The sequence below is a fragment of the Microtetraspora glauca genome (genome assembly GCF_040656155.1).
GTDB classification, from domain to species: domain Bacteria; phylum Actinomycetota; class Actinomycetes; order Streptosporangiales; family Streptosporangiaceae; genus Microtetraspora; species Microtetraspora glauca.
In genome coordinates this window covers 46,894-67,249 of record NZ_JBFALK010000004.1, presented here as the reverse complement: position 1 = coordinate 67,249, position 20,356 = coordinate 46,894, and the positions used below count along the sequence as shown (strand labels likewise).

Annotated in this window: 16 protein-coding genes; 4 read left to right on the top strand and 12 right to left on the bottom strand. The window is 71.4% G+C overall.

Annotated features, from left to right (window positions below):
- Window positions 1-46: 46 nt before the first annotated feature.
- The 3 genes from AB0I59_RS09360 to AB0I59_RS09350 are packed head-to-tail and all read right to left on the bottom strand — an operon-like array spanning window position 47 to window position 3,392.
- The gene (locus AB0I59_RS09360; RefSeq protein WP_061260838.1) at window positions 47-1,291 is read right to left on the bottom strand and encodes an ABC transporter permease; all 1,245 of its coding nucleotides are present in this window, start codon (window positions 1,289-1,291) and stop codon (window positions 47-49) included.
- The gene (locus tag AB0I59_RS09355; protein ID WP_082777559.1) at window positions 1,288-2,193 is read right to left on the bottom strand and encodes an ABC transporter ATP-binding protein; all 906 of its coding nucleotides are present in this window, start codon (window positions 2,191-2,193) and stop codon (window positions 1,288-1,290) included. Before AB0I59_RS09355 ends, AB0I59_RS09360 begins: the two co-directional genes overlap by 4 nt.
- Entirely contained in the window at window positions 2,190-3,392 is a 1,203-nt protein-coding gene (locus AB0I59_RS09350) for an efflux RND transporter periplasmic adaptor subunit (RefSeq protein WP_358131654.1), read from the bottom strand. The genes AB0I59_RS09355 and AB0I59_RS09350 overlap by 4 nt, the downstream gene beginning before the upstream one ends.
- Window positions 3,393-3,540: 148 nt before the next feature.
- Between AB0I59_RS09350 and AB0I59_RS09345 the strand changes: the two genes are divergently transcribed.
- On the top strand, window positions 3,541-5,586 hold the full coding sequence (locus AB0I59_RS09345) for an efflux RND transporter periplasmic adaptor subunit (RefSeq protein WP_358131652.1): 2,046 nt from the start codon (window positions 3,541-3,543) through the stop codon (window positions 5,584-5,586).
- 220 nt (window positions 5,587-5,806) lie between these two features.
- Here AB0I59_RS09345 and AB0I59_RS09340 read toward each other — a convergent pair whose 3' ends face one another.
- The 3 genes from AB0I59_RS09340 to lhgO form a co-directional block, all read right to left on the bottom strand.
- Entirely contained in the window at window positions 5,807-7,354 is a 1,548-nt protein-coding gene (locus tag AB0I59_RS09340; protein WP_358131650.1) for a sensor histidine kinase, read from the bottom strand.
- 2 nt (window positions 7,355-7,356) lie between these two features.
- On the bottom strand, window positions 7,357-8,070 hold the full coding sequence (locus AB0I59_RS09335; RefSeq protein ID WP_061260828.1) for a response regulator transcription factor: 714 nt from the start codon (window positions 8,068-8,070) through the stop codon (window positions 7,357-7,359).
- Window positions 8,071-8,139: 69 nt separating this feature from the next.
- Window positions 8,140-9,321, bottom strand: a complete 1,182-nt coding sequence (gene lhgO / locus AB0I59_RS09330) for an L-2-hydroxyglutarate oxidase (protein WP_358131648.1) — start codon at window positions 9,319-9,321, stop codon at window positions 8,140-8,142.
- A 74-nt stretch (window positions 9,322-9,395) separates the two neighbouring features.
- Between lhgO and AB0I59_RS09325 the strand changes: the two genes are divergently transcribed.
- On the top strand, window positions 9,396-9,791 hold the full coding sequence (locus tag AB0I59_RS09325; protein ID WP_435830925.1) for a hypothetical protein: 396 nt from the start codon (window positions 9,396-9,398) through the stop codon (window positions 9,789-9,791).
- 16 nt (window positions 9,792-9,807) lie between these two features.
- Here AB0I59_RS09325 and AB0I59_RS09320 read toward each other — a convergent pair whose 3' ends face one another.
- On the bottom strand, window positions 9,808-10,926 hold the full coding sequence (locus AB0I59_RS09320) for a hypothetical protein (RefSeq protein WP_358131646.1): 1,119 nt from the start codon (window positions 10,924-10,926) through the stop codon (window positions 9,808-9,810).
- Window positions 10,927-11,077: 151 nt separating this feature from the next.
- Between AB0I59_RS09320 and AB0I59_RS09315 the strand changes: the two genes are divergently transcribed.
- On the top strand, window positions 11,078-12,046 hold the full coding sequence (locus tag AB0I59_RS09315; protein WP_061260822.1) for an aldo/keto reductase: 969 nt from the start codon (window positions 11,078-11,080) through the stop codon (window positions 12,044-12,046).
- A gap of 94 nt (window positions 12,047-12,140) precedes the next feature.
- Here AB0I59_RS09315 and AB0I59_RS09310 read toward each other — a convergent pair whose 3' ends face one another.
- From AB0I59_RS09310 to AB0I59_RS09295, 4 genes are all read right to left on the bottom strand, one after another.
- Complete coding sequence (locus tag AB0I59_RS09310) at window positions 12,141-12,830, bottom strand: 2'-5' RNA ligase family protein (protein ID WP_358131644.1); 690 nt, start codon at window positions 12,828-12,830, stop codon at window positions 12,141-12,143.
- Window positions 12,831-12,939: 109 nt separating this feature from the next.
- Entirely contained in the window at window positions 12,940-14,511 is a 1,572-nt protein-coding gene (locus AB0I59_RS09305) for an MFS transporter (RefSeq protein ID WP_358131642.1), read from the bottom strand.
- Window positions 14,418-14,879: a MarR family winged helix-turn-helix transcriptional regulator gene (locus AB0I59_RS09300; RefSeq protein WP_061260821.1), complete on the bottom strand. Its 462-nt coding sequence runs from the start codon at window positions 14,877-14,879 to the stop codon at window positions 14,418-14,420. Before AB0I59_RS09300 ends, AB0I59_RS09305 begins: the two co-directional genes overlap by 94 nt.
- A 146-nt stretch (window positions 14,880-15,025) precedes the next feature.
- Window positions 15,026-16,498, bottom strand: coding sequence for an NCS2 family permease (locus AB0I59_RS09295; protein ID WP_061260819.1), 1,473 nt, complete (start codon window positions 16,496-16,498; stop codon window positions 15,026-15,028).
- Window positions 16,499-16,749: 251 nt separating this feature from the next.
- Between AB0I59_RS09295 and AB0I59_RS09290 the strand changes: the two genes are divergently transcribed.
- On the top strand, window positions 16,750-16,956 hold the full coding sequence (locus AB0I59_RS09290) for a DUF2530 domain-containing protein (protein WP_358131640.1): 207 nt from the start codon (window positions 16,750-16,752) through the stop codon (window positions 16,954-16,956).
- A gap of 93 nt (window positions 16,957-17,049) precedes the next feature.
- Here AB0I59_RS09290 and AB0I59_RS09285 read toward each other — a convergent pair whose 3' ends face one another.
- Window positions 17,050-20,160 carry a sacsin N-terminal ATP-binding-like domain-containing protein gene (locus tag AB0I59_RS09285; RefSeq protein WP_358131638.1) on the bottom strand — a complete coding sequence of 1,037 codons (3,111 nt, stop codon included), beginning with the start codon at window positions 20,158-20,160 and terminating at the stop codon, window positions 17,050-17,052.
- Between the last annotated feature and the right edge of the window lie 196 nt (window positions 20,161-20,356).

The following is a 20,356-nucleotide window of genomic DNA, read 5'->3' as shown; positions in this document are numbered from 1 at the left end:
TCCTGGTTTGGGTGCTCGCCTCGGGTCACCGCGCGGCGGCGCGGGATCACTCGAAGCGCAGTGCCTCGATCGGGCGCAACTTCGCGGCGCGGTTGGCGGGATAGCTGCCGAAGAACAGGCCGATGGCGACGGAGACGCCGAGAGCCAGCACGATCGACTGCGGCACGATGACCGGCCGCACCCCGGCGATCGTGAACTGGCTGCCCGCGACGGCCACGCCGACCCCGAGCAGGCCGCCGATCAGGCTGAGCAGGGTCGCCTCGATGAGGAACTGTCCGAGGATGGCCCCCCGGGGCGCGCCGATCGCCTTGCGGATGCCGATCTCGCGGGTCCGCTCCGTCACGGTCACGAGCATGATGTTCGTGATGCCGATGCCGCCGACGAGGAGACTGATCGCCGCGACCGCGCCGAGGAGCACGGTGAACGTGCCGGTCGCCTCGGTCACCGTCTCCTGCAGGCTGGCCTGGTTGAGTATCCGGTAGTCGGCCGTCGCGCTGCCCGTGATGTCGTGCCGCTGGTTGAGAATCGCGGTGATCTCCGCCTCAGCGGCGTCCGTCGTCTCGGCGCTCGTGGCCTGGATGACGATGCTGCCGAGCGAGCCGTACCCGGACAGCGTCTGCTGTACGGCCGGCAGCGGCGCGATGGCGATGTCGTCGGCGTCCTGGCCGCCGGTGGAGCCCGATTCCTTCAGCACGCCGACGACCGTGAAGGAGACGCCCTCGATGCTGACCCTTCCGCCCACCGGGTCGGCCTGGCCGAAGAGCTCTTCGGCGACCGTCTTCCCGATGACCACCACCTTGCGGACCCCCGTGACGTCCTGGTTCGTGAAGTACGCGCCCGAGGCGACCGGCTTGTTGGTGGCCTCGAAATAGCTGGGGTACGTGCCGACGACCTGGGATATGTCGTGGCTCGCCCCTTCGTACGTCGTCGTGGCGGAGGAGGCGGTCACCACGGGCGAGACGCTCTTGACCGAGGGAGCGTTGCCCGATCCGGCGAGCGCGCGGGCGTCGTCGAGGGTCAGCCCCCGCGCCTGGGTGCGCGGGCCTCCACCGCCGCCCGACCGGCCTCCGGGGCCGCCGAACCCGCCGGAGAACGACGCGGAGACGGTGAGGGTGTTGGCCCCCAGACTCTGGATCCGCTGTTTGATCGACTCCGACGATCCCTGACCGACCGCGACCAGCAGGATGACCGCGGCGACCCCGATGAGGATGCCCAGCATCGTCAGGACGCTGCGCATCTTGTTCGCGGTCAGGCCGCGTACCGCGAACCGGGTGATCTCCAGGGCGTTCATCGGTCACTCACCGCTTCCGTGGGGGGTCGGAGCCCGGCGAGGGGCGGCGGCCCGTCCACCGGCGCCTGCCTGCGGTCCTCGACGATCTGACCGTCCATCAGCCGGATGACACGCTTGGCGTGCGCGGCGACGTCGTCCTCGTGGGTGATCACGACGATGGTCCTGCCGCTCACGCTCAGCCGGTCGAAGATCGCCAGAACGTCCCGGGTGGACGTGCTGTCCAGGGCTCCGGTCGGCTCGTCGGCGAGCAGCAGCGTCGGCGAGGTGACCAGTGCGCGGGCGACCGCGACCCGCTGCTGCTGCCCGCCGGACAGCTCGTTCGGCTGGTGCCCCACCCGGTCGGCCAGCCCGACCAGCCCGAGCGCGGCCAGCGCCCGGCGGCGGCGATCGGCCGCCCGCACCCCTCCGTACGCCAGGGGAAGCTCGACGTTCGCCAGCGCGCTCATCCGGGGGATCAGGTTGAACGACTGGAAGATGAACCCGATCCTCCGGTTGCGCACACGGGCGAGCTGGACGTCGTCGAGCACGCCCACATCGGTGCCGCCGAGCAGGTACGTCCCCGTGGTCGGGATGTCGAGGCAGCCGATGATGTTCATCAGCGTGGACTTGCCGGACCCGGACGCGCCCATGATCGCCACGTAGTCGCCGCGTTCGACGGTCAGCGAGACGCCGCGCAGGGCGTGCACGGTCGCCTCGCCCTCGCCGTAGATCTTCCTGACGTCACGGATGAGGAGGACCGGCTCGGCACCGGATGCCTCGCCGCCCGGGACATCGTCGCGCGGGCTGTCGGCGGGCGGCGGGTCGCACGGCACGGCGGTCGTCCAGCCGTTCCCCGCGCTGTACGCGCCGTCACCGGGCCGGGCCGTGGGCCCGTTCAGGGGCCCGTTCAGCGGCTCGTTCATCGGCCACCGGCCGGTCCGCCGCCGCCACCCGGCATGCCGCCGGGCACCCCGCCGCCACCGGTCCCGAAACCGCCCTGCATCCGGCCGCCGCCGATCCCGGTGGATCCGCTCGTCCCGCCGGACGTGGTGGCCGGCCGTACCAGCTGGTCGCCCTCGGAGACGCCGGACCTGATCTCCGCCGTGTCGTCGCCCTCGACGCCGACCTCCACGGTCTGCGTCACTCGCCGCCCGTCGCGCAGCAGGGTGACCGTGGTACGACCACCGGTGGTGGTGATCACCGAGGTGGGCACGGTGACCACGTTCTCGGCCTTGTCCACGACGACCGCGACCGTGGCCGTCTGGCCGAGTCGCACGCCGTCGGGGATCTCGGTGAGCGTGACGGTCACGGGGTACTGGACGACGTTGTTGCTCGTCGTGGCGACCGGGTTGATGATGCTGACCCTGCCCTGGGCGGTCACCCCGCTGAGCGCGTCGAACGAGATCGTGGCCGCCTGGCCGACCTTCAGCTTCGTGACGTCGGACTCGGTGAAGTTGCCGACGATCTGCATGCGGGAGGTGTCGATCAGCTCGATCGTCCCGGAGGAGCCGGACGAGCTACCTCCCGACGACGCCCCGGCCGCGCCACCTCCGGACGACGCCCCTCCGGACGACGCCCCTCCGCCACCTCCTGACGAGGATCCAGCCGTGTCGCCGATCACGCCGTTGATCGCGGTGACCGTGGCGCTGAACGGCGCCTTGAGCACGGTCTCCGCGAGGGCCCGTTTGGCGCTCTTGTAGGAGTTGAGCGCCTTGACGTACTGCGAGTAGCTGGAGGCGGTCGCCTGGCTCTCGTTCTGCTCCTTGGCCACCGTGAGGCTCGCGGACGCGGCGGTGAGATCGTCCCTCAGCGAGGAGCCGTCCAACCTCGCGAGAACCTGCCCCTTTTTGACCTTCTGGCCCTCTTTTACGTTTATCGAGGAGATCGTCCCGCTGGTACGGAAGTCGAGGGACGCGCTCCGAGCGCTCTCCAGCGAGCCGGAGGCCGAGACCGAGTCGAGGACCGTGCCCCGGCCGACGGTCACGGTGGAACCCCCGGCCGCGCTCGCGGGACCGGCCGCGGTGCCCACGAGGGAGAGATAGGCGGCGACCGCACCACCCGCCACCAGCACCCCGAGGGTGCCGTTCACGATCAGCGCCCTGCGCCTGGTCGACAGCTTCACGGGCCTTCACCCTGCCTGGCGGGGCTTGAGCCAACTTCGGACGTGCCTGAAGCTTTGCTGACAACTGCGCCCGTACGCGGACACCTACACAGACAACTCTCAGGCGCACCTGAGCCTGGTATGACCTGGCACCAGCACCATTTTGCGCATGATTGTTCCGCCCAAGGTCCTTCGCACAGGAGGTCTGGCCCTCGCCTGCGCCGTACTCGCCTGTGGCGGCGTCTACCTTCTCGGTGGCGGCGACGAGACCGCCACCACCGCGAGGATCGAGCTGGTGGCCGCCAAACGCGGCAACGTGACCTCTGCCATCTCCGCGAGCGGCAACACGGTGGACGCCAACAGCCGTGACCTGTCGTTCAGCGCCTCGGGCACCGTGCGGAAGGTGTACGTCAGACCCGGCCAGAAGGTCCGGGCGGGACAGGCCCTCGCACGCGTCGACGGCACGGAGGCCAGGGAGAACTACCTCGCGGCCCGCGCCGCGCTGTCCGCCGCGTACGAGGCGCTCGACGACGCCGAAGAGGCGGAGAGCTCCTCCACGGCCTCCCCCACGTCGGACCGCTCCTCCACGTCCACGTCGGACCGGACGACGTCCCGGCAGTCCGCCGCGCCGTCCGCCGGCCCGAGTTCCTCCGCCGCCGCGACCTGCCCGCCCGGAGGCGGCGGCGCCTCGGCGACGCCCGCGGCGTCCTCGGCCGCTCCGTCGCCCTCGGTGGTCGGCCCCGTCGTGGTGACCCCCGCCGCCCCGGCGGTGACGACCTCCTCCACCCCGGTGCCGATCTCGACGACGACGTCGCGCCCGACGCCGATCTCCACGACCACCTCCGAGCCCACCCCGATCTCCACGGTCACGACCACCACGACGTCGGAGCCGGGATCGGCCGGCCAGGAGACCGTACGGCAGTCCTCCGAGGTGAAGCAGTCCTCGCGGCGGGCGCACGCACAGCCGACACCGGAACCCTCGGATTCCGCGTCGACACCTGAGCCGGCCCAGCCGACACAGGAGAACCGGCCGAACCCGGCCCCCACGGTCACCGTCACCCAGACGATCATCATCAAGGAACGAGTGACCGTCAGGGAGACGGTCACCGTCACCCAGGGCATCATCGAGACCATCGTCAAGATGCTCACCGTGACCACGAACACCGGGTCCGGCGGGGTAGGCGGCTCCTCTGGCTTCTCGCCGGCCGCGACGACCGGCGGTGGAGCGGACCCGTCGGCGAGCCCGTCGGGGAAGGCGTCGGCGAGGCCCTCCACGACGTCCGGCCCGGCCGCGACCTGCGGCACCGGCACCGGCACCGGCACCGGCACCGGGAAGTCCACCACCGGGAACCGCGCCACGGGATCGAACGGTTCCACCGGCGGCGCCTCGCCTCAGGGCGGCTCGTCCGGCACCGGCGCCTCCGGAGGCGCGGCGGGCGGTTCCTCCGGCGCCGGCTCAGGCGGCGGCTCCGGCATGGGCGGGGGGACCACGTCGGTCGAGCAGGCCGAGGCCGACCTCGCCACGGCGAAGCGCGAGTTCGCGGACGCCAAGGAGGCGCTGGCCGGAGTGATCATCAAAGCCCCCTCGAAGGGCACGGTCATGACCGTCGGCGGCAAGGCCGGGGACACGGCGAGCGCGGGATCGGCGTTCATCACCCTCGGCAACCTGGACGAGCTCCAGGTGAACGCGCTGTTCACCGAGTCCGACGTCGGCAAGCTCAAGGTCGGACAGCAGGCCACGGTGACCATGGACACCCACCCCGGCCAGGAGTTCACCGGAACCATCACCCACATCGACGTCACCGCGACGACGAGCGACCAGCTCGTCCGGTACGGCGTGCGCGTCGCCCTCTCCAGCTCACCCGAGAACCTGCTGGTCGGGCAGACCGCGTACGTCCAGGTGACGACCGACGAGGCCGAGAACGCGGTCTACGTCCCCGCGCGCGCCGTGGAGATCGGATCCGGCGGGACGGCGACGGTCACCGTGCGCAGCGGCGACCAGGACGTCCGGCGTCAGGTGAAGACCGGCGTGGAGAGCGACCAGTACATCCAGATCGTCGAGGGCCTCGACGAGGGCGACCAGGTGATCGTGTCGAGCGGAGCCTCCGGCCCGGGGACGTTCCCGGACGGGACCTTCCCAGGACTCACCCCCACGCCGACCCCGACGGGGGCCCGGCAAGTGAGACCGGGAGGTGACGCGACCCCGGGGAGGTGACGCCGGGGAATTCCGAGAAGCCCGCGTCGGCCGAGCTCCTCGGAATCCAGCGGGCCGGAATCGGTCTCGGACCGGAACCACTGACTCGGAATCAAGCGGTCGGACCCAGGCAGTCGGGGCAGACAGTCGGGGCCAGACAGCCGGAGCCGGGCAGGTCAGAGTCAGGCAGGTCAGAGTCAGGGCCTCAGAATCAGGTGGAAATCGGGAGGGCGAGGTCACCTCACCCGACGCCCGCGCCGGACACCGTGTCTCCCGATCCCGTGCCTCCCGATCCCGTGTCTCCCGATCCCGTGTCTCCCGATCCCGCGTCATCGTCCATGGCCTCGTCGGGGATCAGGACCTCGGGGACCAGCGGGAGGAGGACGCGGAAGGCGGCACCGGCGCCCGGCGCCGTCTCCACGGTCACCGTGCCGCCGTGCGCCCGGACGATCGCCGCCACGATGGACAGCCCCAGACCACTACCGCCCAGGGACCGGCTGACCGACTCGTCCCTGCGGGCCCGCGACAGATCCGCACGGTAGAAGCGCTCGAACACGCGTTCCGCCTGGTCCGGTGTCAGGCCGGGCCCCTTGTCCGCGACCTCGACGACGGCCCGCGCGCCGATCACCCCGACCCGGATCGTGACCGGCGTCCCCGCGGGTGTGTGGGTCATCGCGTTGCTCATCAGGTTGCCGACGACCTGGCGCAGCCGTACCTCGTCCCCTTCGACGATCAGAGCGACGTCGGAGTCGACCAGCAGGGACACGTCCCTGTCCGGTTCGAGGATCCGCGCGTCGTACACGGCCTCGGCCGCGATGGCGAGGAGATCGACGGGATGCTCCTGGAGCGGGCGCTGCTGGTCCAGCCGGGCGAGCAGCAGCAGATCGTCCACAAGCAGGCCCATGCGGGCGGCTTCGTCCTCGATCCGCCGCATCAGGCGGGCGGTGTCGCCGCCGTCGGCCGGCACCCTCCGGTGGAACTCGGCGAACCCCCGGATCGAGGTGAGCGGCGTGCGCAGCTCGTGTGACGCGTCCGCCACGAACCTGCGCATCCGCGCCTCCGACTCGCGTGCGGCCGCCTCCGACGACGCCTTCGCCTGGAACGCCGACTCGATCTGGGACAGCATGCCGTTGAGCGAGCGGGAGAGCCGCCCCACCTCGGTACGCGGATGACGGTCGGGCACCCGGCTGCTGAGATCGCCGTCGGCGATGGCCTCCGCGGTCCGCTCGATCTCGGTCAGCGGGCGCAGGCTCCGCCGTACGGTGACGATGCCGACCACGGCGAGCACGCCCATGACGATGGCGCTCCCCAGCAGTTCTATGAGCGCGAGCCGGGTGGTGATCTGCTGGACGGAGTCCAGGTCGACGGCGACGAGCGCGCTTCCGCCGTCCTCGCCTCGCACGACGCGCACCCGCCACATGCCGTTTCCCGACTCGGCCGCGACGGTCTGCGGCATCTCGGTGTCACGGGGCGGGGAAAGCGGCCCGGGCAGGCCCTCGACGGACATCCCGGCCTGCGAGGCGATCAGCCCGCCGTCGCCGCCGTAGATCGCGACCCAGCCGTCGGGTGGGGTGCGCAGCCGGACGAGTTCCAGCGGCTTGCGCTTCATCTGCCTGCCGACGTCCCTCGCGACCATGTCGAGTTGCGCGTCGACCCTGTCGACGAGGTAGCCCTTGAGCACCGAGACACTGCCCACACCGATGACGGCGAGGGCGACGGCGACCAGTGCCAGCATCGCGGCGATCAGCTTGATCCGCAGCGGCGTGCGGTCCGACCACCTCCCCGCCATGGCTACACGACGCCGGACGGGGGCGTTCGCATGACGTATCCGACGCCCCTGAGCGTGTGGATCAGGCGCGGATGGGAGTTGTCGACCTTGCGACGGAGCACCGACACGTACGACTCGACGATGCCGGCGTCACCGCGGAAGTCGTAGTCCCACACATGGTCGAGGATCTGCGCCTTGGACAGCACCCGCCCCGCGTTCGCCATGAAGTACCGCAGCAGCTTGAACTCGGTCGGGGAGAGCGGGATCGCGCGGCCACCGCGCCACACCTCGTGGGACTCCTCGTCCAACTCGATGTCGGCGAAGGTCAGCCGGGGCGGCGGCGCCATCGGGTCACCCGCCGTGCGGCGGAGCACGGCCCGGATGCGGGCGATGACCTCTTCGAGGCTGAACGGCTTGGTCACGTAGTCGTCGCCGCCGAGGGTGAGCCCACGGATCTTGTCCTCGGTGGCGTCCCGCGCGGTGAGGAAGACGACAGGCGTATGCGTTCCGCCACCACGCAGGCGGCGGACGATGTCGAATCCATCCATGTCGGGCAACATCACGTCAAGGACGATCAGGTCGGGCCGGTGGCGCTGGGCCGCCGCGACCGCCTCACCTCCGTTGGAGGCGGTAGTGACCTCGAATCCGGCGAACCGCAGGCTGGCCGCCAGCAGTTCCAGGATGTTGGGCTCGTCTTCAACGATCAGCAACCGGGCTTCTGGGAATTCGCTCACCATGACATGTTGACCGAATTTCCTTAAGGCAACGTGAAGATGACGTTCGGGGCATCGAGCACTATATGAGGTTTACCTTAAAGGCACCGTTAAGACGACATGTCGGGCGATAGCGAGGCTCGCCGTGGCCGCAGGCGACGGCGCGTTCCTGACCAACACGATCCGTCCGTGGACGTCGATCGCGAAGTCGTCGAGCAGCCGCCCGTCCCGGCCGACCGCCTGGGCGCGCACGCCTCCCTCCGCCGGCTCCAGGTCGCCCGGACCGAGCGAGGGGACATAGCGCCTGGCCGCGGCCAGGAAGGCGTCCTTCGCCAGCGAGCCGTACACCTCGTGCACACCGGTGCGCCAGTTCCTCCCGGCCATCCGCCACGTGCCCGGCCAGCCGAGGATCTCCCGCAGATCGCCCGGCGACACGTCCCGCCACCGGTACCCCTCGAACGCCAGGGCCATGACCGCGTTGGGGCCGACCAGGACCTCCCCGCCGATCCGTCTCGTCAGGTGGACGCCCAGGAAGGGGTAGCGCGGGTCCGGCACCGGGTAGATCAGCCCGCGCACCCGGTGACGCGCCGCGCCCGCCAGCCGCTGGTACTCCCCGCGGAACGGCACGATCCGCACGTCTCCCGGAGCCCCGGCCAGCGCGGCCACCCGGTCCGTGCCCAGGCCGGCGCAGGAGACGACCGCGTCGAACGTGAACCTGGACCGTCCCGCGATCACCTCGACGCCGCTCGCGGTCTCGCGCAGCCGCCTGACCGGATGCGACAGCCGTACGGCACCGCCCATGGCGGCCAGGTCCTCGGCGAGGCGGCGGGCGACGGCCGGGAAGTCGGTGATCGCGGTGGTGGGCGAGTGCACCGCGCCCGCGCCCACCGCGAACGGCTCGATCTCGCGCAGGGCGAGCGCGTCCAGTTCGGCGATTCCGGGCACCCCGTTCTCGCGTGCCCTGGCCGCGATCCGCCGCAGGCCGGGCAGCTCCGCGCGGGTCGAGGCGATGACCAGCTTGCCCACCTCGTCGTACGGCAGGCGGTGCTCGGCGCAGTACTCCCGGAGCATGGCGGCGCCGTCCCGGCACAGCCGCGCCTTGAGCGATCCGGGGGCGTAGTAGATGCCCGCGTGCACGACCCCGCTGTTGTGCCCGGTCTGGTGCGCCCCGACCCGGCTCTCCTTGTCGAGCACAGTCACATCGGCGCCCGAGCCCGCCAGCTCCCGGGCCACGGCCAGCCCGAGGATGCCGGCGCCGATCACCCCGATCTTCATGGACGTACGGCTTTCGCCCCCAGAACGCGCATCATCGCAAGTTAGCGCAGACGACACCCCAAGGGACAGCCCTCTTGATCGAACTCTTGTTCGGTATGCTGGTCGGCGTGTATCTGCCTCCCGGATGGCCGTCCGAGGTGCGCCCGCCGGACACCCCCGACTGGGAGGAGTCGGCGGCGGCGTGGCTGCTCGACGCGGTCCCGCCGGACTACCGCGCGTACGGCGTGCTCAGGCGGCATCCGCTCGCGCTCGCCCGGATGGCCCGCCACCACGTCCAGGCCGAGATCGAGGCGGCGAGGGCCGGTTATCGGGGCGCCGCGGTCGAGCTCAAGGGCCACCTGCCGCCGCACGCCGTCGAGGCCGTGCTGGACGCCTACCGCCGCGAGGGCCCCCGCCTGGTCCGCCTGGCCCGGTCGATCGAGCTGGTGGAGCACGCGCTGCGCGGCGAGCCGTTCGTCGCCAGGATGTGACCCACCGTCCCGGAGGTCAGCGCGCGGTCCGATAGGCGATCACGGTGATGATGCCGATCGCCCCGACGGCCGTCCCCAGCCAGAGCGCGACCATCGAGAGCGGGATCCCGCCGCTCTCCCGTCCGCCCGACGCCGCGGTGGAGCCCGTGTCGGCGGGCCGTGCCGTACCGGCCGGGGCGTCCGCGGCCTCAGCCGGCGTCGGGGAGGCCGATGCCGAGGCCGACGTGACACCGGCCGGCAGCGGCACGAGGTAGACCGGGCTGCCCGCTCCCTCCGAGCCGGTCAGCAGCGCCTTGCCGTCCCGCGTGTACGTGATGGACTCGGCCTGCCTGAGCGGCGGCATCGTGAGATGGGCGATGAGATCGCCGGGCGCGCGGTAGAGCGAGGCGGAGAAGTAGGTGCGGATCACGAAGCTCGACCCGTCCGGCGCGTACGCGGCGTCCGTCGCCATGATCGGCGCGGGGCCGACCCGGCGGAGCAGGTTGACCCGGTCGGTCCGCAGGCTCTTGGGCGCCGCGTAGACGGAGCCGGAGAACTCCTTGCTCACGATGTACAGCCGGCCGGTCTTGGGGTGGACCATCAGGCCCTCGGCGTTCCTGGCGCCGCCCTCGTACCGGAAGCGGTACCGCGTGGCCTGGAGCGTCGCCGACCGCATCGTCTCCGGCTCGGCGACCTTGTACACCGAGACGTCCGGCCAGGCGCCGTCGAGGTTGTCCCCGATGTCGGCGAACCACAGCACGCCCTTGCCGGTCGCGGGGTCCACGGAGGCGGCCATGGCCTCCCAGTCCCGCGCCGTCACCCCGGCCAGCCTGAACGTGGCCCGGGTCCGCCCGTCCGTGCCGACGGCGAAGAACCGCGCGCTGTCGCCGCTGTCGTTGTGGGTGTAGACGATGTCGTCATGGGTGGGCGAGACCGCGAGACCGCTGGACTCGTCGATCCGCGAGTCGCTGAAGCTGAACAGCAGCCGCTCGCCGTCCCGCGTCGCGGAGAAGCCTGTCCCGGCGGTCGCCTGCTCAGCCGTGGCGGGACCGGCGCCGAGCAGCAGGGCGAGCACCGGTACGAGGGCGAGCATCGGCGGCACCAGCCGGCGCAGACGCCCACCGGCGCGGCCGTCCGAGTGCTTTGTCCTCCGCATCGGCAATCTCCCCGTCCCGCTCCCCATGCGCCAATCATTCCCGACGGAACCCGCGCCGACGCCGGGGCCGGGCCGCGCCGGCCGTGATCGGGTGGATTCGGCGCCGGATGCGCTCGACTGGAGTCCACTCCAGGTTCCTAGTGTGGACTCCATGGATTACGGACAGCTCGGCCGCACAGGTCTCCAAGTCAGCAGGCTCTGCCTCGGCACGATGAACTTCGGCCCCGTGACCTCGGAGGCCGATTCCTTCGCCATCATGGACCACGCCCATGAGCTGGGGATCAACTTCTTCGACACGGCCAACGTGTACGGATGGAAGCTGGGCGAGGGGATCACCGAGAACATCATCGGGCGCTGGTTCGCCCAGGGCGGGGGCCGCCGCGAGAAGACGGTCATCGCCACCAAGCTCTACGGCGACATGGGCAACTGGCCGAACGAGGGACGCCTGTCGGCGCTCAACATCCGCCGGGCCTGCGACGCGTCGCTGAAGCGCATGCAGACCGACTACATCGACCTCTACCAGGCCCACCACGTCGACCGGAACACCCCGTTCGAGGAGTTCTGGGAGGCCATGGACATCCTGAAGCAGCAGGGCAAGATCCTGTACGTCGGCTCGTCCAACTTCGCCGGCTGGCACATCGCCAAGGCGCAGGAGTCCGCCCGCCGTCGTAACTCGCTCGGGCTGGTCTCCGAGCAGTCCCACTACAACCTGCTCGTCCGGGCGGCGGAGCTGGAGGTCATCCCGGCGTGCGAGGACTACGGGCTCGGCCTGATCCCGTGGAGCCCGCTCGCGGGCGGCCTGCTCGGCGGCATCCTCCGCAAGATCGACAAGGGTCGCTCCGCCTCGGACGTGATCGCCAAGGAGCTGGAGAAGCACCGCGACAAGATCGAGCGATACGAGGGGTTCTGCGACGAGCTCGGCGAGGACCCGGCGAACGTCGGCCTGGCCTGGCTGCTCCACCAGAAGGCCGTCACCGCGCCTATCATCGGGCCGCGCACGCTGGACCAGCTCGACGGGACGATGAAGGCCCTGGAGATCACACTCGACGAGAAGGCGCTCGCCCGTCTCGACGAGATCTTCCCCGGCTTCAAGACCGCTCCCGAGGAGTACGCCTGGTAGCTAGCGGAGCAACGCTCCGACCACCACGATGAGCACGAGCAGCGCGAGCACCGTGGGCAGCAGCCAGCGACGAGGACGATCCACGCATTGGAGCCTAATCGCGTCCACCGAGTGAGTAGACCGCGACCTGCTCATAGCGAACATGGGATCCCAGATGGCTGCGCACCAAATGGGCGGCTCCCGCCTCCCATTCGCGCCCGTGGAACGCGCTCATCGAGGAGACGAGCGACCGCAGATCGTCGCCGTGCCGTGAGCGGGCCCGTGAGCGGGCCAGGGTCAGGTGGGGGTGGAACGACTTCCGGTCCACCTCCGCGGCCCCGGCCCGCCGCGCGCCGGCGGCGAGCGACGCCGCCAGCCGTACCAGCGGCTCCGCGAACGGCCCCGAGGGCGATCGGCCGTGAGCACCCCCGTGATCATCCCCGTGAGAGCTCTCCTGGAGGTCGCCGGGAGGGCCTGCGTACGCGTCCCGGGCGCTCGCGGACCCGGCGGGAACGGTGTTGAGGCCGATCCAGAAGGTCCTGGCCCGGCCGGGCGAGGGAAACGCCCCCGCGGCGCCGAACCACACCGTCATGGGCGCGTAGCGCGAGGCCGCGCGCGCCAGCCGTACCTCGAGCTCGGGCAGCACCTCGTCGGGCACCTCACCGAGGAACGCGAGGGTGACGTGCCACAGCGCGTCGTCCACCCACCGCAGATCCGGCCACTCCGCCCGCCTCGGGCCGACTTCGGCGGCGATCTCGGCGAGCACGCCGGCAGGCGGCGACAGCGCCACGAACAACCTGCTCACCCAGCGATTCTCACCCATCGGCGCGCATCGGCGTGAGGGAGGGTCCGGCGGCCCGGCCCCGATCCGCGCCCATCGGCGTCGAGGGAGGGCCGGGCGGCCCGGCGGACCGTCAGGCGGCCCGCCGCAGCCTCCAGCGCGGCGGCACCGTCACGGGCTCCGCCGCCTCGTCCGGCGTCTCGACCCGGGCCGCGCCCGAAGCGTCACCGGGAATCTCGGCCGCCGCCCCTTCCAGCGCCTTCTCCGGGCGCGTCCGCGCGGCCACGATCCTGGTCACCAGTACGGCGAGGCCGACGCCGAGCACGCTGAGCACGCCCGCCACGACGACCGACACCCGCGGCCCGGCCATCTCGGCCAGCCAGCCCACCAGGGGCGAGCCGATGGGAGCGCCACCGGTGAAGACGAGGACGTAGATCCCCATCACCCGTCCGCGCATCTCGGGCGACGCGCCCATCTGGACGGTGGCGTTGGCGGTGGTGTTCACCGTGACCACGGCCATGCCGGCCGGGATCAGGAACGCCAGGAACGCCGGGTAGCCGGGCGCCAGCCCCGCGACGGCCTGGAACACGCCGAAGCAGATCGCGCCGATTATCAGGAACCTGCGGCTCGGCCTGACCCGCTTGGCGGCCAGCAGCGCCCCGCCGAGGGCGCCGACGGCGAACGCGCTGGACGCGACGCCGAACGAGGACGCGCCCGCGCCGTACACCTCGGTCGCCATGAGCGCGATGCTGGTCGAGAAACTCTGCGTGAATATCGCCATCGAGCCCACGATCAGGATCGGCAGCAGCAGGTCGGGACGCCGCCCGACGTACCGCAGCCCCTCGCGGAGCTGGCCCTTGGCGCGCGTCACCGGTTCCGGGGTGCGCAGCTCGGACGTACGCATCATCGCGAGGCCGCCGATCACCGCGGCGAACGACACCGCGTTCAGCAGGAAGATCGGACCGGTGCCCATCCAGGAGATGAGCACTCCGGCCAGAGCCGGCCCGAAGACCCGGGCCAGGTTGAACGTCGAGCTGTTGAGGGCGATCGCGTTCGACAGGTCGTCGCGGCCGACCATCTCCACGACGAACGACTGCCGCGTGGGGACCTCGACGCAGGAGATCACGCCGAGGACGAACGCCATCACGTACACATGCCAGACCTGGGCGGACCCGGTGAGAGTGAGCAGGCCCATGGTGAGGGCGAGCACGCCCATGAGCGACTGGGCCACCATGAGCACCGGCCGCTTCGGGTAGCGGTCGGCGAGCATCCCGCCCCACAACCCGAACAGCAGCACCGGGAGGAACTGCAGCGCGACGGTCACGCCGAGCGCCACCCCGCTGCCGGCGGTCAGCTGGAGGACCAGCAGGTCCTGAGCGGTCCGCTGCATCCACGTGCCGACGTTGGACACGATGCCGCCGGCCGCGAACAGCCGGTAGTTGTGGTTGCGCAGCGACCGGAACATGCCGCCGCGCGCGGGCGCCGGCGCGGTCCGGGCATGCGCGTCAGGCTCTTCGCCGCATTCGGTGCCGGGTTCGGTGCCGGGTTCGGTGCCGGGTTCGGGGACCGCGGCGCAGGCGGGCTCGGCGTCCCCGGCCTCCTCGGCGCGGGTCAGCTCTTGGAGAGTTTCTCCAGGATCGGCGCCGCCGCCCTCAGCGTCGCCCTCTCCTCGGCCGTCAGCTCCTTCAGCCGCCGGGCCAGCCATGCCTCCTTGGTCCGCCGCTCCTCCTTGAGGAGCGTCGCTCCCGCGGCCGTCACACTCACGCTGACCTGCCGCCGGTCCGTGGGATGGGGGCTGCGGGCCAGCAGGCCGCGCTCCTCCAGTTTTGCGATGACGCGAGTCATCGAGGGCGGTTGCACCTTCTCGTGCTCCGCCAGCTCTCCGGGCGTCATCGCGGTGTGCCGCTCGACGGCGGCCAGCGTCGCGAGCTGGGTGGGCGTCAAGGCGTGCCCCGCGGCCTGCTTGCGCAGCCGTCGATTCAGCCGCGCCAGGGAGACGCGCAGCGCGGACGCCAGCCCTGCGTCGGAGCGTAGGTTCGCGATCGGTTCTGTCTTGGGTTCGTTCGTTAGCATGCGTCATTACCTTTGCTAACTATACCGGTTGTGGCCGGTATTCCACGGTTCGGGCTTACGTCAAAAAAACGCAAAACGCGACCCTCGCGGAAGGACCGCGAAGGTCGCGCGGCGCGTACGGCGTCAGCGTACGACGAGGCGGGACGTCACAGACCGAGGACGGACTTGATCGGCTCCACGGTGAAGTAGATCAGGAAGAGCAGCGCGACGATCCAGAGCAGCGGGTGGACCTGCCGCGCGTGACCCTTCAGCGTCTTGATGAACACGTAGGTGATGAACCCGGCGCCGATGCCCGCCGTGATCGAGTACGTGAACGGGATGAGCACGATCGTGAGGAACGCCGGGATCGCGATCTCGTAGTCGCTGAAGTCGATCTCCCGGATCTGCGTCATCATCAGGAAGCCGACGATGATCAGCGCCGGGGTCGCCGCCTCGGACGGCACGACCTTCGTCAGGGGCGCGAAGAACATGGCCAGGAGGAACAGGAGGCCGGTGACCACGCTGGCCAGACCGGTCCTGGCGCCCTCGCCCACTCCGGCGGCGGACTCGACGTAGGTGGTGTTGGACGAGACGCCGGCCGCGCCACCGCCGGCCGCCGCGAGGGAGTCGACCAGCAGGATGGCCCGGGTCCGCTCCATCGTGCCGTCAGGGGCGACCAGCCCGGCCTGACGGCCGACGCCGACGACGGTGCCCATGGTGTCGAAGAAGTCGGCGAGCAAGAGGGTGAAGACCAGCAGGATCGCCGCGACGCCGCCGACCTTCGCGAAGCCGCCGAAGAGGTTGAAGTGGCCGAGCAGCGACAGGTCCGGCAGCTCCAGGAACGTCGAGGGCCACTCCGGCTTGATCAGCGCCCAGCCGTTGGGGTTGACGGGCTTGCCCGGCGTGATCTGCGTGCCGATCTGCGCGATGGCCTCCACGATGATCGCGAGGATCGTCGTGCCGATGATGCCCATGAGGATGGCGCCCTTGAACCTGCGGGCGATCAGGAACGCGGTCACGATCACGCCGACGACGAAGACCAGCGTGGGCCATCCGGTGAGCGATCCGTTGCCGAGAGCACCCAGCTTCACGGGGACGGTGGTACCCGCGACGTCGGGGATGCGGCGGACGAAGCCCGCGTCGACGAACCCGATCAACGCGATGAACAGACCGATGCCAACACTGATCGCCGTCTTCAACTGGGCCGGGATGGCGTTGAACACGGCGACCCGGAAACCGGTGAGCACGAGGATCGCGATCACGATGCCTTCGAGCACCACGAGGCCCATGGCCTCCGCCCAGGACATCTGGGAGGCGATGCCGACGGCCACGAACGCGTTCAGGCCGAGCCCCGTCGCCAGGGCCAGCGGCACGCGGCCGAACACACCCATCGCGATCGTCAGGATTCCGGCCGCGAACGCGGTCGCCGCCGCGATCAGCGGGAAGTTGGGGACGGTGCCGCCGCCGAGGAGGTTGCCGGTCTTGTCGGCCACCGTGCCGATGATGATGGGGTTGAGCACGACGATGTACGCCATCGTGAAGAAGGTGGCGAACCCGCCGCGTACCTCCTGGCCGATGGTCGAGCCACGCTCGGAGATGAAGAAGAAACGATCAAGAAAGCCGGTGGCCCGAGGATTCATGCTGTTACTCACGCGCGAAGAGTGGCAGGCGGTATCACCTGCGAAAAGAGTTTGGTGGTCAGTGTGACGGTTCCGTGACCGTTTTGTGCATATTTTACTGCTTGGATGAGATGCACCATTCCCTCGGCTCGCTCCGGGGCCCGGATCCACTGCCGCGGTGGTATCGCCGGCCCTACGGGCTCCGGCCTCCGCCCTTGTGAACGCGCCATCCGCCGCTCCGCGGATTTGCGGTGGCTTTAAGCTTGGGTCCCGTGAGCCAGCAGCCCCGGCCGGACCTCGAGCCGATCAAGACCAACGACACCGCGACCATCCTCGTCGGGACGGCGCTGTGGCTGGTCGCGCTGGTCGTGCTGCTGGTCGCGCGGCCGGACGAGAGCCGATGGCTGTGGACCTGCGCGGCGGGGATCGGGCTCGGACTGTTCGGCCTCGCCTACATCCGCCATCGCGACCGCCGCTAGGAAGACTGACGAGTCAAGCCCTCAGTGCGCGCGGCCGGCATCCGTCAGGCGCCCCATAAGGAGCGCCCGAGTGAACCGGCCGCCGCGACGGTCTCAGGAGTCGAGATCCGCCTCGGCGAGCAGCAGCGGAACCCGCTCCGGATCACGCAGCAACGCCGCGACGGCGAGGCGGTCGCCCCACTGCCCGGACGCCCAGGCGAGCCCACGCGCCAGCCCCTCGATCCCCGACGCGTGGACCTTCCCCTCGAAGAAGCGCCACGGCACGGGCCTGCCGTCCACCAGCAGCTCTCCGTGCTCGACATAGCTCAGCGGAGCCGACGGCAGCAGCGAGCGCACCTCCGCGGGCACCGGCCGCTCCTCGCCCGACGACGTGACCACGCCGTTCACCAGCTCGCCCGCGAGCGGCAGGTCGAGCAGCTCCGACAACGCCTCGGCCAGGTCGAACGGCGCGAGCACCAGCGGCCGGTCCGCCACCAGGGCGAGCAGGTCCGGCGCCTCGACCACCACCGGCTCCCCCGGGCCCTCGGCCGGCTCTTCCCGGCTCGACCCGTCGAGGACCCGCCCGTCCTCGGCGTCCGCCACCACGATCGCCCCGTCCAGTACGGCACGTACCGCCGACGGCGGGCGCACCCGCGTCGGGTCGACCGCCGCGAGGGCGATCCACAGGGCGCGGAGCTGGGCCCGGTCCACCTCGATCGACGGATCGGCCAGCAGGTCGAGCAACTCGTCCGGGCCGCCGTGCGACGCCAGCAGCTCCGCCAGCGACGACCGGACGCCGATCATCGTCAGCGCGACCTCGTCCACCCCGGCGGGCGCGTCGCCGTACAGGCCGAACAGGAGCGGGTCGCCCCCGGGGAGCCGCAGGGACGTGGGCCGCCTGCCGTCGAGCACCGGATGGGTGGAGAGCCACCACGAGGTGTACGACGGGATCTCGACGACCTCTCCCGAGACCAGCACACGCAGCGGCTGAAGGGCGGCGCGCAACGGCGGGCGGGACAGGAGCGCGAGCGCGGCCGGCCAGTCCGCGACGTACTCCAGGTCACGGACGGCGGCGAACTCGCGGGCGACCGGAGGGACGTCGAGCTCGGGCAGCAGGTCGAGCACCGCTTCCAGCCACTCGTCCTCCAGGTCGAGATCGTGGTCGCAGTCCTCGGGGTCGAGCAGCACGTCGGCATCGTTCACCACGGCGAACCCGTCCAGCACACCGGCCGCCGCCAGGACGTGCGAACCGTACCGCTCCACCAGGTCGGGCGCCGCGACGCCGAAGGGCACGTCCTGATCGATCAGCGTGGCCAGGGAGCCCTCGGCCAGCAGCAGGTCGCCCGCGGGGTACAGCTCGCCGTCCGCGCCGCGCAGCGCCAGCTCGGCCAGCCACGGAGCCTCCCCCGCCGACAGCCCGGCCGCCTCGACCAGGGCGAGCACGGCCTGCGCCACCGGCTCGGGGTCGGCGCTGTCCAGCGACTCGGTCACCGCGGCGTGGGTGAGGGGGTCCTCCAAGACGGTGCGCGGGGTCGCCTCGGCCGCGCCCAGCCGCAGCAGCAGCGGGTGCACGGCGTCGGGATGCACGACGCGCAGCCCCAGCGGCGCCAGGACGGACGGGTCGAGCGGCCCGGCACCCCCGCCCGAGCCGTCACCCGAGCCGTCACCCGAGCCGTTCGTCAGAGCGAGCGTGCCGCGCGGCCCCCGCACCAACCGGCCGTCCGCCAGCGGGACGGGAACCGCGCCGACCGCCTCGGGGTCGTCCGCGGGAAGCACCTCGTAGAGCGACCGCCACCACGCGGGCTCCCTGTCCTTCACGGCGTCTCCGGACAGCATGTCGATCACGTCGGCCAGCTCGACCCGGCGTACGCCGAGGGCGGTCAGCGCCGGGTGGCGGGCCGACCAGCCCGCGGGCAGCAGCCCGGGCACCATGTCGGCGATCTTCTCCAGGAACTCCGCCGGACCGGCCACGACCCTGGCCTCACGACCGGCCACCAGCCAGCCCGGACCGCCGTCGCCGGACGCCTGGATCGCCTCTCCTGCCACGCCGGAGCCGTCCTGCGGCTCCTCGGGCGCGGAGATGGCCGGCAGCAGGGGGACGTCCGGGAGCCGGTTCAGGATCGCGCGGCGGATCCGCGCGTCCAGCTCTCCCTTGCCGATGAGCCCCGGCACCAGGTCGAGCAGCCGCGGCGTGCGCGGCAGCGACGCCAGCAGTTCGACGTACGCGTCCGCCGCCCGCTCGACCAGGAACTCCGCCAGCGGGCCGGGGGCGGCGTGCCGCCGGTCGGTGGCCATCGGCAGCGTGGCGATGAGCAGCGCGGGGAGGGCGAGCGGCTCGTCGCTGGGCGTCGGCGCGTGCACGACGGGCGGCACGTCGTCCGGCAGCGGACGCGGCTCGCCGGAGGCCGCCGTCGGCACCGCCCAGCGGACCTGCCAGTACGGCCGGGAGCGCTCCTCGGTGGGCCGGTCGGCGAACAGTTCGGCCACCTGCTCCGAGGTGAACGAGCCCGACGCGGTGACGAAGTGCCAGCCCTCGGCGGAGATCGTGCGGGTCTCCCCGTCGAGCTCGATCTCGATGGTGGACAGCGCCGGCATGGCCAGCGGCAGCGCCGGTCCGGCCTCCCGCAGCATCCTGCGCACGGCCCGCTCCGCCGCCTCGTCCCGCAGCGGGAGCCGTACGAGCGTGTCGAAGCCGTCCGGCACCTCGGTGGGCTCACCGGGGAAGGGCAGGCGGAGCAGGGGCACGTGCCCCTCCCGCCCGGTCAGCTCCGCGGCCAGGGCGGGCCGGTCGGCCACCAGGGCGGCCGTCTCCTCACGCGACCAGCGCACGCCGCCCGTCTTGCGCGAGGTGACCGACGGGGAGTCGCACACCGAGACCACGGCGGCGAATCCCACCCCGAACCTGCCGACGGCGCCCGTCTCGTCCTTCTTGCCGGACACCCGCAGCGTGGACAGGCCCTCCACGCCCTCGGCGTCCAGCGGGGCTCCGGTGTTGGCGGCGAGGAGGACGCCGTCACGCAGGGTCAGCCGCAGGTGGCCGGGCAGTCCGGCGCGCAGCGCGGCGTCCGCCGCGTTCTGCGCCAGCTCGACGACCAGCCGGTCACGGTAGCCGCCGAGCGCGAAGTCCTCCTCCGCGTTGGCGTCCTCGCGGAACCGGGCGGGAGAGGCCGTCCACGCCGCGAGAACGGTGTCGCGCATCCGCGCGGTGCCGAAGGAGTCGTTCATCTTTAGAGCCCCCAGGTCCCAGATCTCGCCGCCACGTCCGGACGTACCTTAACCAACCCCCGCACACTTCCACGTACCGCCGCGATCACGCGTAAATCGGTGCAGAAGGCCGGTAACCTGCCCGAACATCAGAGGTTGCTCGCGCGCCGGTTCCAAGGGACCCCGGGTACGGCCGGCGGGACGCGCCCCGCCGGCC

Bases quoted from the DNA above. Each gene is read 5' to 3' on its own strand.
- AB0I59_RS09285 (WP_358131638.1), bottom strand. From the start codon at position 20,160: ATGAACGACTCCTTCGGCACCGCGCGGATGCGCGACACCGTTCTCGCG.
- AB0I59_RS09335 (WP_061260828.1), bottom strand. From the start codon at position 8,070: ATGGTGAGCGAATTCCCAGAAGCCCGGTTGCTGATCGTTGAAGACGAG.
- AB0I59_RS09360 (WP_061260838.1), bottom strand. From the start codon at position 1,291: ATGAACGCCCTGGAGATCACCCGGTTCGCGGTACGCGGCCTGACCGCG.
- AB0I59_RS09305 (WP_358131642.1), bottom strand. From the start codon at position 14,511: ATGGCTGGCCCGGCGGCTGAAGGAGCTGACGGCCGAGGAGAGGGCGAC.
- AB0I59_RS09300 (WP_061260821.1), bottom strand. From the start codon at position 14,879: ATGCTAACGAACGAACCCAAGACAGAACCGATCGCGAACCTACGCTCC.
- AB0I59_RS09315 (WP_061260822.1), top strand. From the start codon at position 11,078: ATGGATTACGGACAGCTCGGCCGCACAGGTCTCCAAGTCAGCAGGCTC.
- lhgO (WP_358131648.1), bottom strand. From the start codon at position 9,321: ATGAAGATCGGGGTGATCGGCGCCGGCATCCTCGGGCTGGCCGTGGCC.
- AB0I59_RS09355 (WP_082777559.1), bottom strand. From the start codon at position 2,193: ATGAACGAGCCGCTGAACGGGCCCCTGAACGGGCCCACGGCCCGGCCC.
- AB0I59_RS09320 (WP_358131646.1), bottom strand. From the start codon at position 10,926: ATGCGGAGGACAAAGCACTCGGACGGCCGCGCCGGTGGGCGTCTGCGC.
- AB0I59_RS09345 (WP_358131652.1), top strand. From the start codon at position 3,541: ATGATTGTTCCGCCCAAGGTCCTTCGCACAGGAGGTCTGGCCCTCGCC.
- AB0I59_RS09340 (WP_358131650.1), bottom strand. From the start codon at position 7,354: ATGGCGGGGAGGTGGTCGGACCGCACGCCGCTGCGGATCAAGCTGATC.
- AB0I59_RS09295 (WP_061260819.1), bottom strand. From the start codon at position 16,498: ATGAATCCTCGGGCCACCGGCTTTCTTGATCGTTTCTTCTTCATCTCC.